The following is a 14,854-nucleotide window of genomic DNA, read 5'->3' as shown; positions in this document are numbered from 1 at the left end:
CTCAAATTTCCACCGCATCGCGTACTGTCGCCAGCGAGGCGCTGGAATGCCTGGATCAGCAGTGGCCCCGAATGGGCGCGCGGGCGTAGCTGGCGCGCGGCCGAGCGCGCCTGCCGCTGGCATAACGCGCGCGACGCACGAAAGGCGTTTCCGAACGCTGCGGGGCGGGCCGGTCTGATTGCTGCGGAAGCGCGTGCCCGGCGCAAGTTCCGCTCGATGGGTTTGGTCGAGGGCTTGCGGTCCGAGGTGACAATCAGTGGATGGCGATCACGCCCTCGACGGCGCGCCATTCCGAGGGCTTGATCAGTCGATGGTGGGCGACACGCACGGAATGCAGCGCGCCTTCCAGTTCGCGCTCCCAATAGTCGAGAAAGCCCTTCAGCTCGGGAAACTCTGGCGCGAGATCGTATTCCTGCCAGACATAGAGCTGCAGCAGGCTCGGATGATCCGGTAGATGGTAATGGATTTCCGCCGTCGTCAGGTCATAACCATCCATCTGCAGGCGGAATTCCCTGCTGACCGCAGTGACCATAGGCTTCTCCTTCGGTTGCGATGTCACGCATCCAACCTGTCGAAGCCGTGCCCAAACTCGCCTTGATGCCGACGAGCGTGCACTGCTGTCAAGTCTGCACAACGCGTCCATGATTTGGTCGAAAGAGACTGGCCGTTCCGCCCCCGGTGGGCGGCGCAGCGCTGGAACGGATTTCACGGCGCAGGCATGGGAGGCCCAGGACGACAGAATGGCGCGCTTTTCGTGAAGGTCGAGCGTCTCGTCCTTCAGCACGTCATCCGGATGTTCAAAATGTTTTGCCTGCATCAGCAGGCGGTCAAGCGCGAGAGAGGGAATAATCGGCGAGACCTTCTGTCGGTTCATCGGTGGCCTCCGTCTGCAAAACACTCCGCGATGGGCTCAGATTTGGGCTGTCCGAGGGCAGCACCAGGCTTGGATAATTTTGTTGGATCGCCGCGAAATTTCAAGCAGGAAAATGCCGCGCGTGATCGAAATAGCCACACGATAACAGGCTGTTGGCACTCTCATGCCGTGAGTGCTAAAATTTTCGCGCCGACCTCTTGAAACCGGAGAACCACAAAACTAGGTCGATATGCGCGCTATGCCTGCTGAAGGATCGCCGCACCTTGCATGGGGCCGATATTGCCGGTCCCGTGCAAAGGAGCCTCAAAATCTGTTTGCCATGAGGAGAACGACATGGCGTTCCGTCCATTGCATGACCGTATCCTGGTCCGCCGCATCGAAGCCGAGGAAAAGACGGCCGGCGGCATCATCATACCCGACACTGCCAAGGAAAAGCCGCAGGAAGGCGAGGTCATCGCCGCCGGTCCTGGCGCGCGTGACGACAGCGGCCAGTTGCAGCCGCTCGACGTCAAGGTCGGCGACCGCATTCTGTTCGGCAAATGGTCCGGCAGCGAGATCAAGCTCGACGGCGACGACCTCGTCATCATGAAGGAAAGCGACGTGATGGGCGTGATCGAACAGACCGCCACGCTGAAGAAAGCGGCCTGACCAAATTCAGGTCCAAGCTAAACCAGTCAGTGAAGCTGCCTATTGAAGGAGTGAACCGATGGCTGCCAAGGAAGTGAAGTTCCATTCCGACGCGCGTGAGAAGATGCTGCGCGGCGTCGACATTCTGGCCAATGCGGTGAAGGTGACGCTCGGCCCCAAGGGCCGCAACGTCGTTATCGACAAGTCGTTCGGCGCGCCGCGCATCACCAAGGACGGCGTCACCGTCGCCAAGGAGATCGAGCTGGAGGACAAGTTCGAGAACATGGGCGCGCAAATGGTCCGCCAGGTCGCCTCCAAGACCAGCGACATCGCCGGCGACGGTACCACCACCGCCACGGTTCTCGCACAGGCGATCGTGCGCGAAGGCGCCAAGGCCGTGGCGTCGGGCATGAACCCGATGGATCTGAAGCGCGGTATCGACAAAGCGGTGGATGCGGTGGTCGCCGAGCTGAAAACCAATGCCCGCAAGATCACGAAGAACGACGAGATCGCCCAGGTCGGTACCATTTCGGCCAATGGAGACGCCGAGATAGGCCGCTTCCTCGCGGAGGCCATGCAGAAGGTCGGCAACGAAGGCGTCATCACCGTCGAGGAAGCCAAGACCGCAGAGACCGAACTTGAAGTCGTCGAAGGCATGCAGTTCGACCGCGGCTATCTCTCTCCCTACTTCATCACCAACCAGGACAAGATGCGGGTCGAACTGGAAGAGCCCTATGTGCTGATCCACGAGAAGAAGCTTTCCAACCTCCAGGCCCTGCTGCCGGTGCTGGAAGCGGTCGTGCAATCGTCCAAGCCACTGCTGATTATCGCCGACGACGTCGAAGGCGAGGCGCTCGCCACGCTCGTCGTCAACAGGCTGCGCGGCGGGCTCAAGGTCGCGGCCGTCAAAGCCCCTGGCTTCGGCGATCGACGCAAGGCCATGCTGGAGGACATCGCCATCCTGACCGGTGGTACGGCAATCTCGGAAGATCTGGGCATCAAGCTTGAGAACGTTACGCTAGAGATGCTTGGCCGCGCCAAGAAGGTTGTCGTCGAAAAGGAGAACACAACCATCGTCGACGGCGCCGGCCGCAAGGAGGAGATCCAGGGCCGCGTGGCCCAGATCAAGGCCCAGATCGAGGAGACCACCTCGGATTATGACCGCGAGAAGCTGCAGGAGCGGCTGGCCAAGCTCGCAGGCGGTGTTGCCGTCGTCCGCGTCGGCGGCTCGACCGAAGTTGAGGTCAAGGAGCGCAAGGATCGCGTGGACGATGCCATGCATGCCACCCGCGCAGCGGTCGAGGAAGGTATTCTGCCAGGCGGTGGCGTTGCGCTCTTGAGGGCAGTGCAGGCGCTTGACGGCGTCCAGGTGGACAATTCCGATCAGAGGTTTGGCGTCGACATCGTGCGCAAGGCAATCGAAGCGCCGGTTCGCCAGATCGCCGAGAACGCTGGTGCGGAAGGGTCGATCATCGTCGGCAAGCTGCGTGAGAAGGCGGAGTTCTCCTATGGCTGGAACGCACAGACCGGCGACTATGGCGATCTCTTCACCCAGGGCGTGATCGATCCGGCCAAGGTGGTTCGCACCGCACTACAGGACGCCGCTTCCATCGCCGGCCTGCTTATCACCACGGAGGCAATGGTGGCCGAAAAGCCGAAGAAGGAAGCGCCGGTTCCTGCCATGCCGGGCGGCGGCGGAATGGACTTCTGACAAAGCATGAACCAGGCGTGCCCGCCACTTCCGGCGGGCGCGGCCTATCGTTAGTTCAACCACGATTGGGTGTTGCAATGAATATGATGAGCAGCATCGCGCAGATCGCGTCGCCGACGCATTCGACAACCGACTTTGCCTATGAAACCGAATGCAAGGAGGTCCTGGCTCCTCAACTCCTGGGCCTTCTCGAAGCGGCCGAAGCCGCCGGCTGGAACCGCCGCAAGGCTGCCTACACTCTCATGTTCCTGGCTGCAAAACAGTTGTCCTCGACGTCCGACGCATCCGCGGGAGGATGAAACTGGAGGTGGGACCTCGCTGTCGGGCGAGGGTCCACTTTTGCGGAATGCTACCTCTGACGAGGTGCACGGAGCATCGCCGGTCGAGAGGAGGAAAACGAAATGATTGCGGGACGATTTCGCGAATGTCTAAAAATCCTGAGGTGGAAAGCGACCGACCTCGCCGAAGAGCTTGGCTATCCGGAAAGCGAAGTCGCCACCTGGCTTGACGGACGAGCGCGCGCTCCCCTTGGCGTAGCCGCATGGCTCGAGGCTCTCGTCAAGGCTTACAAAACGCTGCCCCGGCCACGCCAAAACGCACAAGTCCTGCAGCAAGAGGAAAAAGGAAGCAACGTTCCGGAGATCAGGCTGCCGGCGCCGATTGCTGCACGGTCGACGGCGCGGGGGAGCCCGGCATTTCCTTTATTTCGCAGCCGGACTGCCTTCGCTGACAAACCTGATGTTAGACACGTTGCAGTCGCCACGCTATCGAATGGAGGCTCAAGTCATGGATCACATGCGCTTTGAAGAACCTGTCACGATCCTGGTTGGAATGGGGTTCCCGGTGACAATCGAGAACGCGAGCGAGGCGTACGCACTGCTCCAGGATTGGCCAATGACTAGCCGGAACGGCGCTCATACCGTCGCCCTCAACGCGTGCCGGGCGGCGATTGCCGGCGAGGTCGATGCCGAGACCGTGCGCGCGACCCTCATCGCCTTCGCTCGACGCAACGACCTGCTGGTGCCGAACATGATCTCGGCGACCAGGAGCCCTTCGGCCGCTCGTGTCCTTCGGGCGGATTGATCTGGAAGGGTCTTTTGCCTCTGGGCTATACGCTTGCGCTCGGAGCCCGCTCTGAAGAAACATAGCTGTCGAACAGCGAACGCGCGACGTGCGGCACGTCGGGAACGGCGCTGCGATTTGACCACAGGAATGATTGATTTAGGAATGCAGATGATGACGGATACGGCGGCAACCCAAACCAAGGCATTTGAGGCGGACGTCTCGCGGCTTCTCCATATAATGGTTCACTCGGTCTACTCCGACCGGGACGTCTTCCTGCGCGAGTTGATTTCCAATGGCGCGGATGCCTGTGAGAAGCTCCGCTTCGAGGCGATCGCTCGTCCCGAATTGCTGGGCAACGATCCGAAGCCGCGCATCACCATTTCGACCGATCCGGACAAGAAGCAGATCGTCGTGGAAGACAATGGCATCGGCATGAGCCGCAACGACATGGCGGAGGCGCTGGGTACGATCGCGAGGTCTGGCACGCGCGCCTTCATGGAGCGCGTCGAGGCCGGCAAGGCGACAGAGGACACGCAGCTCATCGGCCAGTTCGGTATCGGCTTCTATTCCGCCTTCATGGTTGCCGACAGGGTCGACGTCTTCAGCCGTCAGGCAGGGAACGACGAGGCTTGGCGTTGGTCATCCGACGGCAAGGGCACTTACGAAATCGCACCCGCCCCGCTTGAAGCCGCTCCAAAGCGCGGCACGCGCGTCGTGCTTCATCTGATGGAGGACGCGGCCTCATATACAACGCCGTATCAGCTGGAAGGACTGGCAAAATCGCAGTCCGGTCACGTGCCGGTACCGATCACGTTTGTCGAGAAGCCGGGCGCGGAACCGCGCGCCATTGCCGATGGCACGGCCCTTTGGGTCCGACCGAAGAGCGAAATCAAGCCCGAAGACTACACGGACTTCTATCGCGGCATTGCCGGCCAGTATGACGAGCCGGCCTCGACGATTCATTTTCGTGCCGAAGGAAGGCAGGAATACAGCGTGCTTGCCTTCGTGCCGGGCTCGCGTCCGTTCGACCTCTTCGACCAGGACCGCAAGGATCGCATCAAGCTCTACGTGCGGCGCGTCTTCATCACCGACGACGCCGATCTTGTGCCGCGCTACCTGCGCTTCGTGCGCGGCTTGGTCGATTCCGCTGACTTGCCGCTCAACGTCTCGCGCGAGATGATCCAGGAAAGCCCGCTGCTCGCCTCGATCCGTAAGGGCGTGACAAACCGCGTCCTGGGCGACCTTGAGAAGCTCGCGGAGAACGATGCCGAGGCCTATGCGAAGATCTGGGAGAACTTTGGCGTCGTCCTCAAGGAAGGGCTCTACGAGGACCACGAGCGACGCGAGCAATTGCTGAAACTCGCCCGCTTCCACTCGACCACCTCGAGTGAAGGCTGGCACAGCCTCGTCGACTATGTCACTGCGATGAAGGAGGGGCAGAAGGCTATCTTCTTCATGGCCGGCGACGACCGAGCCCGGCTCGAAGCATCACCACAGCTCGAAGGTTTCAACGCGCGTGGCATCGAGGTGCTGCTCCTGACCGACCCGGTCGACAGCTTCTGGGTAACAATCGCACCGGAGTTCGAGGGCAAGCCGTTCAAGTCGGTGACGCAGGGCGCGGCTGACCTTTCCGATATTGCGTTGCTCGACAATGCCATGAAATCCGACCCCGAAGCGTCATCGGAAATCGCGACGTTCCTGGCCTTCGTCAAGACAGCACTCGGAGACACGGTTTCTGACGTGAAGGCCTCTGATCGATTGACGGAAAGCGCGGTCTGCCTGGTCGCTCCGGAGCATAGCCCCGACCGTCAGTTCGAACGGCTGCTCAACGCCGCCGGTCGCCTCGACAGAACCGCCAAGCCAGTCCTGGAAATCAATCCGCGGCATAAGCGCATCGCAGCCTTGGCGAAACTCGGCAAAGAGGAGCGCGCCTTCCAGGAGGATGTGGCGCATCTGCTCTATGACGAAGCCCGCGTACTTGACGGCGACAAGCCAGCGGACGCCAAGGCTTTTTCGGAAAGACTTGCGCGGATCATTGACCGGAGCTTCTCTCGAAACTGATGCTGGCCGGTTCTCCGGATCGTTTGGCTTCGGGGCGCCGTCGCTGAGGATTGCGCCGGGCGTATCTACTCATTTGGAGCGGCAAGTCCACACTGCCCGCCACCAGACTTTAGAGGAACAACAATGGACGATGCGGCGCACTGGTATTGATTTCCACGGCGTCGCATGTTCGGCAGCCGAAGAGCCTGACCAGATCTTGGTGCATGGAATTATGACCCGGGCCGAGACGGCCAATAAGCGCAACGTCGAGCTTTGTCGACTTGCCGAACGTGGGTGGCTCTGTTGACATGCATGGGTTTCTCGATCGGCAAGAGTTTCGACATAGCGAACTCCGTTGAAGGGGTCGCCGCAACAAGGACCCAACAAGGAGCACAGTCCTTCAGTGGACGGGCTCGCTCTTATGAGTCTTCCTATTTTCATTGGAGGACTTCACGACAGCGCTCGTTAAATAATCCACCAGCCGGCGAGTGCGCAAAAGCCAACCACAGCCGCGAGGATCAATACTCCTTACCGGCTCTGCCATCGTGGCGGAGGGTCCGGCATTAAGCGGTGGGGATTTGCTCGGTTGTTCATTGGGCGAAGAGGGTCAGATCACATCGGGTTCCGCTTATCCGTGACCAGACCTTAGTCCCAAACCGGCTCCGACCGAAGCCCAATCCCGGGAACGTTTGCTGTCCTCCAAAGTTCGATTGGACTGACGGGCGACGAATTCGTCCGGGCAGTTTTGCAAAGGAGTAAATCATGAAAATACGTCTTACGGGCGCCGCTGCCGCGTTATTGCTTTTCGCCGGCGCTGGCGCCGTTGCTGCTCAGGATGTGGTCATCACGCCCGAACAGGATACCGTCATCCATGAGTATGTGAAGAAGCAGCCCCTGGCATCGCTGAAGGTTCCCGGCGTGGAACTCAATGTCGGGACAGCACTCCCCGATACAGTCGAGCTTCATGAAGTTCCCAATGTCAAATACCGCTACGTCGTAATCGACAACCGGACGGTTCTTGTGGATCCGGGCACCCGCAAGATTGTCAAGGTTTACGACTGACCTATGGAATGTCCCCAACCCGCCGCCAGCCAGCGGCGGGTTGCGCATGCCAAGCTCCATCTATCAGGAGGAGATATGATGAACATTGAACTCGAAGCGTCGCATGCCCTCGTGGTCCGCCTGGCTGATCTGCAAACCAGAATGCGGAAAGCGCGGATAACGGCGGCCGAAATGAAAACCTTTCAAAAGGTCGCATCAATAATGGATGATGGTCACGGGCAGATCGATGGCGACGACCTGATCGCGGCATCGTTTCTCGTCGATCCCAATCAGCAGCAGACCTAAGGGAGCACGCCGACAAGCCTGAGCCGGCGTTCGTCGTGGCTGTACTGACCAAAGTCCAATCGAGCAGCGCAAAGGCCTGACGCATTCCACCTGCATTGAGCTAGAACCAGCGAGCAAAGTCCCTTCATCGTCGGTGGATCAGGTGCCCACCACCTCCTTGTGGCGGCACCTGATTGTCCAGGGGGAGCAGCTTCCAGGTCGGCGAGATCACAACGAACCTCCTCAATGCCACCTAAATAGCACACCTACTGGGAATTGCGGCTTCATGGCGCTTCCCAGTCGGTAGTTTCAATCGCGGTCTTGATCACGATCGTTGCAGATAGGTCGAGGGAACATTTTAGCTATATCGAATGTTCAACTCTTATGGATAGCCGAAACCTACTCTCAGCAGATCAATCAAGAGCAGCACGTGCCCTGCTGAACTGGTCGCGAGTGCGCCTTGCCGGAAAGGCCAATCTCAGCGAAATGACGATCAGCGATTTTGAGAACGGCTTTAGGAAACCGCGTCCCCCCAACATCGCGGCCATGCGCCAAGCGTTTGAGGACGCCGGAATTATCTTCACCATCGAAGGCGCTCCATCGCTAGCCCGCCCTGAAGGTGATAGGGGTCTCGCCACCGACAATAGAATGTGGCGCCGCCGGCAGAGAAAAGCATAAAGGCAAAGGCCCCTCGAACGCCGTGCATTAGCAGCCCCTTGACGAACCGAAGGGCAGCGCCAGAATCCTATGCATGGCGCGGGAAATCAATATTGGTGACAAGGTGGCGATCGTTGCCACTGTGGGCAAGCGCATCGAGGAGCGGGTGGCCCTGCATTTCCCCACCGCCACTTTCCCTTGTTCGATCATCGACCCCGAGGCCAAGCCAGGCGACAAGATCCGGTTCGAAGGCGAGGTCGTGCACGTCGATGACGATACAGGCCGTGTGACAGTGCAGGCGCTTGGCCGTATCACGGTCGATGCCAATTCTGTCCGGCTATTGAGGACGTTCCGAAGGCCAAAAGGCAGTAAGCCGCTGCGTGACAAGGTAGACTAACTGCCCGGCGCACCTATGGGTTTGAGCGATCCTTCGCCATAGCATTGAAAAGCAGCGTGCACGCCACAAGCGAAACGACCCCTCCTAACAGGTCGTCCCCGGTCAGGCCGAAAAAAATAGACCGTCTCAAACGCCAACGCTGCCATTGCTGTACCCACCATGTGGATTTGGTATCGCCAACATAGAACCGTTAGAGAACACTAATGTTCCACCTCTAGACTCTCGCCCGCAACGTCAGCATCCTGTCCTTTGGGAGGAGGGGCGCGTGGGCAAACGGCGCAAGTTCCGCAGGCTGTCCTGTGCGACCGCATCTCTTGACTGAACTTCGACAACCGCCCGCGATCTGCAATGGTCCATACGTGCCCAGACGCAACAGCGTTCGCGCGTATTGCCTTGTTTGGCCATGCTTCGCCATGCCTTTTGTGGAGATCGCAATGCCACCCTTTGTCGTCGCATAGCTCCTCGCCCCGGTTGAATGAATTGACGGGGCTGATGATCGCCGCGCCGACTTCATCAACGGGAGCGCGGTTTAGGTGGAGGTGTTCCGAAACGAAGGAAGCCCGTCACCGAAGGGTCACGACGGATGATCGAATGGGTATCTCGATCTGGGCCGTCAACGGCGTCTGGTGGAAGATGTTCCAGAGCGGTCCGCGGCTCAGGAATAACGGAAAGCGGGGCGCCCGAAACCAAAATGCTATCGCCGCGTTATGCAAGCCACCCCGCAAATGACAACCATGATCACGCGCCTAGATTGCTGGACGCCGACCCTTTGACCGACGGGGAAAACATTTGCCGAACTTGTTAGGGGTACTGAGCGCATGGCTATTTTGGTGGTTCTAGCAATGGGGGCGGTTGATGTTGGTGCCCGCTATCTACCTTGCACTGACCCACGGGAGATGAACCAAGCGCTGCCGCTTCGCTTGAGAGCGCATCTTCGCCTAATCCACCAGCAGGCTTATGCTTTGGCCGCTCGTGCCAAATGACTTGGCGCAGGTCGTGCATGTCGACCTGCTGACCGGAAATCGGACCGGTATAGAAGTTGTCATCCTCGTCGGCCGGCTCGCCACCGTGCCGCTTGCCAGGGATGGGTGGTTTAAGGTCATAGCACCGTCATCTCCGCCAAACATTCAATTCGTCTAAAATGTTCCGGAACTATTTTAGCGCAAGCTGATTGAATCGTGGCTTGTGAGTCCGGGGTATGCATGCATTTGAAGTTCGTCCCGCCTCGAATGACTGGGAATTCCAAACGCGCTGTCCGAGATCGGCTTTGGAAGCGCGTACAAGAGCACGCAGGGCCGCCGCCAAAGGGCCTGAAGCGGCCCGCGACGCAATGGGTTAAGCCGGGGCTGATCGGCCGTGTGTGGCACCTCCGCGGCGAGGAAGACCTCCGGCACGCTTCACTGCAGGATTTCAGGGTAGAATGAGCAAACGCGGGAGTGAATTTCTCTACCATTGGATATCGGACCACCTACCGGACGCTCCGATGGTCGACCCGGTTCTGATGGTGATTGAGATGGCTGTTGATGCAAAACGGGCGGCCGAAGCCCAAGGCATCCCAGGCCAGGAGATTGATGAAGAAATTGGCCAAATCTATCAGTTCATCATGCGGGACTTGCGCTGACCTTGCCAGGCGGTAGGCGAGGAATATAATTCTCCCGTTGCGGCGATCCCCCTCATACGGCTGCCATAGCCAGATCGAAACCTTCCAGGCAGGTATGCTGAAATCGAGCGCTTTCTGGCGGCGGCGGAAGCGCTGCACTTGAGCATCATCAAGCCCTTCAGATCGCCGCATTGCGACCACTATCGGCAAGACGCGTTTCTTGCATGGCGTGTTGTTGAAAGCCGTGCGGGGACAATCAACGCTCCCGCAGTGGCCGGTGTGATCCGTTGCCCCCACGGGAGCGTCCACTGCACCCCGCAAAGCCGTTTGTTTTCATTGTGTGACTTTCCGTCCCAACCGCCATACCATTTCCCTTGGTGGCTGCCGCGAAGGGACGACGAATATGGCTTTTACTGTCATCTGGTATGGACGACAGGGCATCGTCAACAAGGAAATATTCCACGCCGAGAAAGCGGCAAAGGATCATGCAATCTCCCTGTTTCAGACCCGGAAGGGCGACGATGGAATCGTGTCCGTTGAAATTCGCAAGGAAAACGGCACTGTCGTTTTTAGCCATGCGGAGAACTAGACGAAATTGCCCGCCGATGGCGCGATGTGGACAGGCGCAATCGCGACTGGAATCCGACGTTCGGTTCCGGGACTTAGAGACTTCAGTCTTAGTTGAGTTATTGCTAATATGCATTTAGCTTTGGCAATGCTGGGAGAGATCCCAAAACACTGACCCGCAATGGCCGGTGCGGCTACTTCACCCAAGCATCCCCTGGACCGACCATTTCCCGACGGGAGCATTAGACTGCGGAGCGGAGCTCAAATGGCCGGCGACAGGGACGATGCTATTCACGATCATCACGTCGAGTATTTCGCCTCGGAGAACGGTTTGTCTCCGGACCTGACTTGGGAGTTGATCCTAAAACACGGCAACAGCCGCAAGGCCGTGATCGAAGCTGCGCAGGGTTTGAAAGATGATGACAGGCAATACGGCCGACCAGCACCGCATGCGGAACGTTAGCTGTTTCGAATAGTTGAGTTCATGCTCGGATGTTGTCACTGGCATCCGGCGAAAGGCTGGTGGTTAAACTCATCAGCCGGCCCGCGTCTTGGTCCCTCCGTGGCGCGGGCTTTTATCGATCAGGCGAAGAGATGACCGACAAGCCGGCCACAAACCTACGTCGTGAGTGTGTCGAGGAGCCGCATTGGGTGCCGAAAATGCCGACGGCCGTCGATAGATGGAAGGAATAAGCGACATGCGGGAACCGAGTTCAGAGGCGGACGTTTTTTCCTCCAGGTCACGCGGTTTTGCGCGTTTTGAATGACCTAGACGGAGGAAACTGAAATGAACATCAAAATGCTCACGATGGGCGCGATGGCGCTCGCAATGATGACGGGCTCAGCGCTGGCTGCTGGTAACACATCCGCACTTGACGATCCGGCAAAGATGTCGCCGTTCTTCACCGATGCCGGCATGAAAACCTTGAGGTCGGAAGCGGATTTCAAGACCGCATGGATGGCCATGAAACCGGATGAAAAAAAGGCGGTGCTGAAAGACTGCGGCGACACCACGCTCAACAAGTCGCACGCGGACTTCTGCGCCATGGCGAAGAAAATGGGCGGCTGAAAATAACCTCCTGTGGCGCCGGAAACGAACCCTCTAAAGGCGTAGTTCCCAAGCCTGATCTGGGGCCCGTTGCTTTGGCACGGGCCTTTTTTCGCGAGGAACACAAACGGACCTCCCTGAGCGGGCCAGCTTGGCGCTCCCGTCCGTACCGCTTTCCTCGTCTCAAAGCCGTGTCAGCGCGAATTGACGAAGTCAGCCCGCCTTCGTGCAGTTCGTTCTTGGCTGCCTGTTTGCTTGCGGGATATGCCTGCTGTGGATTCGCGCATCTCGCTGATCTCGGACACGCGGTGCGACGCTCGCACCTCTAGATCGTCTTGAACGAGCGGCGCGCTATGCCCTTCCCCTGCACATCGGCCACAGGTCGGATTTGGTCGGGCCGACTGCCGAGAAGCGACCTCGAACGAAGCCACGAACCTTCGTGGAACCGCGCGCCAGATTCCAAGTTGCTATGTACCGGCGACAGACTGATCCGTGACCTGGATAGTGCAATACGTCGGCAGGCATCGCGTCGATAGGGTGAGACCAGATGAAAACCAGGCCGGCCACCATCAAACCGTACAGCGGACCGGTCGGCGGCTGGGGCTCAGCGAAATCCGTGGCCGCGATCATCGCAAGAGAGCACGTCCCTCTGAAGGCGCCAAAGCTGCTTTCGGTCCAGAATAAGCCTGAAGGATATATGTGCGTCAGTTGTGCCTGGGCAAAACCGGCGCAACCGCATCCGCTCGAATTCTGCGAAAACGGGGCAAAGGCGACGGCTTGGGAAATCACTTCCCGTCGGGCTGACCCCGCGTTCTTCCAAAAGCACACGCTAAGCGAGCTGGAGCTCTGGCCAGATCACGATCTGGAGGAACAGGGCCGGTTAACCCATCCCGTGCGCTGGGATGCGATTAGCGACAAGTATGTTCCGGTGGGGTGGGCGGAAGCTTTCGATGAGATCGGCAGGGAGCTGGGCGCGCTCGATCCTCGTCAGGTCGACCTTTACACCTCGGGCCGTGCATCCCTTGAGGCGAGCTACATGTACCAGTTGTTTGCCCGCATGTACGGCAGCAACAATTTACCCGACAGTTCCAACATGTGCCACGAAAGCTCGTCAGTGGCACTTCCGGAAAGTATCGGCGCCTCTGTCGGTACAGCTATTTTGTCGGACTTCGAAAACACCGACTGTATTTTCTACATCGCCCAAAACGTAGGAACGTCTTCCCCGCGCCTGCTACACGACCTCCAGGACGCGGTCGACCGCGGCGTGAAGATCGTCACCTTCAACTTGCTTCACGAACGGGGGCTGGAGCGTTTCGTCAATCCGCAGTCGCCGGTTCAGATGCTGACCGGCACAGAGACAAAGATCTCGACGGAATATTATCAGGTCAAAAATGGCGGCGATATCGCCGCCCTGTTCGGTGTCTGCAAGGCGCTCATCGAAGCCGACGACGCCCTCAAGGCATCGGGCACCAGCCGCGTAGCGGGAGAGGACGGCAAGCCGAAAGATCCCGATAATGCGGCAATGGTCGCATTCGCGGCCTCGATTGCCTCGGCCGACAAAAAGCATGTGCTCGACCATGATTTCATCAAGGAGCATACCGCCGGATACGAGGAGTTTGCTTTAGCTGCACGAGCTCACCAGTGGGATGAGCTGGAGCGGGTCTCCGGACTCAGCCGCGATCAGATGATGAAGGCGGCGGCCATCTACGCCAAATCCGATGCCGTGCTGATGGTCTACGGCATGGGTCTGACGCAACACCTCATGGGCGTCCAGAACGTCCATATGGTTTGCAACCTCGCGCTGTTGCGCGGCAATATCGGGAAGCCGGGAGCGAATATCTGCGCCGTCCGCGGCCATTCCAACGTTCAGGGACAGCGCACTGTCGGGATCACGGAAAAGCCGGGGCTGGCGCCGCTGGACAAATTGTCCGAGCTTTATGGATTTGAACCGCCCCGTTGGACCGGCCGCTCGACGGTCGAGACCTGCGATGCAATCATCAACGGCCAATCCCGGGCCTTTATCAGCCTTGGTGGTAACTTCCTGAAGGCGGTGCCAGAGACCACCGCTATGGAAGCGGGATGGCGCAAGCTGCGTCTGAACGTGCAGATCGCGACAAAGCTCAACCGCAGCCATGTCTTGCATGGCGAAATCGCCTATCTGCTGCCCTGCCTCGGCCGTATAGAGATCGACGAGCAGGCGACTGGCCCACAGGCCGTATCGATAGAAAGCTCCATTGCCCACTTCCATGGTTCTCGCGGAAAAACAAAACCCGCAAGTGCAACCCTTCTGTCGGAACCGGCGATCGTCGCCGGCATAGCCAAGGCGACGCTTGGGAAGACCAGGGTTCCATGGGATGCCTGGGTCGGCAACTATGCGGAAATCCGCGACGCCATAGAACGGACGTACCCGGAAACCTTCAAGGATTTCAACAAGCGGCTTTTCAAGCCTGGCGGGTTCGCCAGGCCGTTGCCGGCACGCGAGCGAAAATGGGTGACGCAAAGCGGGAAAGCGAATTTCATTACGCCAGGCAAGCTCTTTCCCGAATTTTCCACCTCGGGCAGAACCGACGTTCTGCACCTTGCGACGCTGCGATCGAACGATCAGTTCAACACCACGATCTACGGCTACAGCGACCGTTTTCGCGGCGTTGAAGGCACGCGCCGGATTGTGTTCATGAACGGGGAAGACATTGTCCGGCTAGGCTTCGCAGATGGCGAAATTGTTGATGTGACTACGGCCATCGACGACAATTTCGTCCGCAAGGTGACTGGCCTGAGGATCGTTTCCTACAACATCGCGAAGGGCTGCTGCGGGGCATATTTTCCCGAAACCAATCCGCTCTTTCCATTGGCGCATCACGACCCGAAGTCGAAGACGCCGTCATACAAGCTTTTGCCAGTCCGCCTTAGCCGATCGCACGCAACTCCAGATGGTTGACCCC

The 14,854-nt window shown here is 58.9% G+C and carries 15 protein-coding genes and 2 pseudogenes; 16 read left to right on the top strand and 1 reads right to left on the bottom strand.

Translation table 11 applies throughout. The features are described 5' to 3' along the window. Positions 1–253: 253 nt before the first annotated feature. On the bottom strand, positions 254–532 hold the full coding sequence (locus EN935_RS00320) for an usg protein (protein ID WP_127262200.1): 279 nt from the start codon (positions 530–532) through the stop codon (positions 254–256). A 675-nt stretch (positions 533–1,207) separates the two neighbouring features. On the opposite strand from EN935_RS00320, the gene EN935_RS00310 reads away from it, so the two are divergent. The 16 genes and pseudogenes from EN935_RS00310 to EN935_RS00230 all read left to right on the top strand — a co-directional run bounded on the left by EN935_RS00310 (position 1,208) and on the right by EN935_RS00230 (position 14,850). After that, complete coding sequence (locus tag EN935_RS00310) at positions 1,208–1,522, top strand: co-chaperone GroES (RefSeq protein ID WP_127262189.1); 315 nt, start codon at positions 1,208–1,210, stop codon at positions 1,520–1,522. Positions 1,523–1,580: 58 nt separating this feature from the next. Continuing rightward, positions 1,581–3,212, top strand: a complete 1,632-nt coding sequence (groL, locus tag EN935_RS00305) for a chaperonin GroEL (RefSeq protein WP_127262190.1) — start codon at positions 1,581–1,583, stop codon at positions 3,210–3,212. An 86-nt stretch (positions 3,213–3,298) separates the two neighbouring features. Beyond that, on the top strand, positions 3,299–3,511 hold the full coding sequence (locus EN935_RS00300; RefSeq protein WP_348629866.1) for a hypothetical protein: 213 nt from the start codon (positions 3,299–3,301) through the stop codon (positions 3,509–3,511). Between the two features lie 487 nt (positions 3,512–3,998). After that, on the top strand, positions 3,999–4,295 hold the full coding sequence (locus tag EN935_RS00295) for a DUF982 domain-containing protein (RefSeq protein WP_127265826.1): 297 nt from the start codon (positions 3,999–4,001) through the stop codon (positions 4,293–4,295). 150 nt (positions 4,296–4,445) lie between these two features. Further along, positions 4,446–6,338: a molecular chaperone HtpG gene (htpG, locus tag EN935_RS00290; RefSeq protein WP_127265824.1), complete on the top strand. Its 1,893-nt coding sequence runs from the start codon at positions 4,446–4,448 to the stop codon at positions 6,336–6,338. A 741-nt stretch (positions 6,339–7,079) separates the two neighbouring features. Then, the gene (locus EN935_RS00285) at positions 7,080–7,379 is read left to right on the top strand and encodes a DUF1236 domain-containing protein (protein WP_109670956.1); all 300 of its coding nucleotides are present in this window, start codon (positions 7,080–7,082) and stop codon (positions 7,377–7,379) included. A gap of 75 nt (positions 7,380–7,454) precedes the next feature. After that, the gene (locus EN935_RS00280; protein WP_164548593.1) at positions 7,455–7,664 is read left to right on the top strand and encodes a hypothetical protein; all 210 of its coding nucleotides are present in this window, start codon (positions 7,455–7,457) and stop codon (positions 7,662–7,664) included. 300 nt (positions 7,665–7,964) lie between these two features. Then, positions 7,965–8,321, top strand: coding sequence for a helix-turn-helix transcriptional regulator (locus EN935_RS00275; protein WP_245488793.1), 357 nt, complete (start codon positions 7,965–7,967; stop codon positions 8,319–8,321). 73 nt (positions 8,322–8,394) lie between these two features. Continuing rightward, entirely contained in the window at positions 8,395–8,697 is a 303-nt protein-coding gene (locus tag EN935_RS00270) for a hypothetical protein (RefSeq protein ID WP_127263709.1), read from the top strand. A gap of 1,253 nt (positions 8,698–9,950) precedes the next feature. Then, positions 9,951–10,121: pseudogene (locus tag EN935_RS41740) on the top strand (ATP-dependent DNA ligase); the annotation flags it as partial. Positions 10,122–10,180: 59 nt separating this feature from the next. Next, positions 10,181–10,318: a hypothetical protein gene (locus EN935_RS00255; RefSeq protein ID WP_245462994.1), complete on the top strand. Its 138-nt coding sequence runs from the start codon at positions 10,181–10,183 to the stop codon at positions 10,316–10,318. 65 nt (positions 10,319–10,383) lie between these two features. Beyond that, positions 10,384–10,580: pseudogene (locus EN935_RS41735) on the top strand (hypothetical protein). Between the two features lie 120 nt (positions 10,581–10,700). Then, on the top strand, positions 10,701–10,886 hold the full coding sequence (locus EN935_RS00245; RefSeq protein WP_127263707.1) for a hypothetical protein: 186 nt from the start codon (positions 10,701–10,703) through the stop codon (positions 10,884–10,886). 243 nt (positions 10,887–11,129) lie between these two features. Then, positions 11,130–11,327 carry a DUF3606 domain-containing protein gene (locus tag EN935_RS00240; protein WP_109670969.1) on the top strand — a complete coding sequence of 66 codons (198 nt, stop codon included), beginning with the start codon at positions 11,130–11,132 and terminating at the stop codon, positions 11,325–11,327. Between the two features lie 324 nt (positions 11,328–11,651). Beyond that, entirely contained in the window at positions 11,652–11,933 is a 282-nt protein-coding gene (locus tag EN935_RS00235) for a hypothetical protein (protein WP_127263706.1), read from the top strand. A gap of 526 nt (positions 11,934–12,459) precedes the next feature. After that, positions 12,460–14,850 (top strand): FdhF/YdeP family oxidoreductase, encoded by a 2,391-nt coding sequence (locus EN935_RS00230; RefSeq protein ID WP_127263704.1) that lies wholly within the window; start codon positions 12,460–12,462, stop codon positions 14,848–14,850. Positions 14,851–14,854 lie beyond the last annotated feature (4 nt).

It is taken from the genome of Mesorhizobium sp. M7D.F.Ca.US.004.03.1.1, assembly GCF_003998635.1.
In the GTDB taxonomy this organism is placed as follows: Bacteria; Pseudomonadota; Alphaproteobacteria; order Rhizobiales; family Rhizobiaceae; genus Mesorhizobium; species Mesorhizobium loti.
Note: the sequence above shows the minus strand (reverse complement) of the source record. Positions and strands in the feature narration are given on the sequence as shown.

Excerpts from the sequence above, each read along its gene's own strand:
- EN935_RS00320 (WP_127262200.1), bottom strand. The coding sequence starts at position 532 with ATGGTCACTGCGGTCAGCAGGGAATTCCGCCTGCAGATGGATGGTTAT.
- EN935_RS00230 (WP_127263704.1), top strand. The coding sequence starts at position 12,460 with ATGAAAACCAGGCCGGCCACCATCAAACCGTACAGCGGACCGGTCGGC.
- EN935_RS00280 (WP_164548593.1), top strand. The coding sequence starts at position 7,455 with ATGATGAACATTGAACTCGAAGCGTCGCATGCCCTCGTGGTCCGCCTG.
- EN935_RS00245 (WP_127263707.1), top strand. The coding sequence starts at position 10,701 with ATGGCTTTTACTGTCATCTGGTATGGACGACAGGGCATCGTCAACAAG.
- EN935_RS00255 (WP_245462994.1), top strand. The coding sequence starts at position 10,181 with ATGGTCGACCCGGTTCTGATGGTGATTGAGATGGCTGTTGATGCAAAA.
- EN935_RS00300 (WP_348629866.1), top strand. The coding sequence starts at position 3,299 with ATGAGCAGCATCGCGCAGATCGCGTCGCCGACGCATTCGACAACCGAC.
- EN935_RS00270 (WP_127263709.1), top strand. The coding sequence starts at position 8,395 with ATGGCGCGGGAAATCAATATTGGTGACAAGGTGGCGATCGTTGCCACT.
- EN935_RS00295 (WP_127265826.1), top strand. The coding sequence starts at position 3,999 with ATGGATCACATGCGCTTTGAAGAACCTGTCACGATCCTGGTTGGAATG.
- EN935_RS00310 (WP_127262189.1), top strand. The coding sequence starts at position 1,208 with ATGGCGTTCCGTCCATTGCATGACCGTATCCTGGTCCGCCGCATCGAA.
- htpG (WP_127265824.1), top strand. The coding sequence starts at position 4,446 with ATGATGACGGATACGGCGGCAACCCAAACCAAGGCATTTGAGGCGGAC.
- EN935_RS00240 (WP_109670969.1), top strand. The coding sequence starts at position 11,130 with ATGGCCGGCGACAGGGACGATGCTATTCACGATCATCACGTCGAGTAT.
- EN935_RS00285 (WP_109670956.1), top strand. The coding sequence starts at position 7,080 with ATGAAAATACGTCTTACGGGCGCCGCTGCCGCGTTATTGCTTTTCGCC.
- EN935_RS00235 (WP_127263706.1), top strand. The coding sequence starts at position 11,652 with ATGAACATCAAAATGCTCACGATGGGCGCGATGGCGCTCGCAATGATG.
- groL (WP_127262190.1), top strand. The coding sequence starts at position 1,581 with ATGGCTGCCAAGGAAGTGAAGTTCCATTCCGACGCGCGTGAGAAGATG.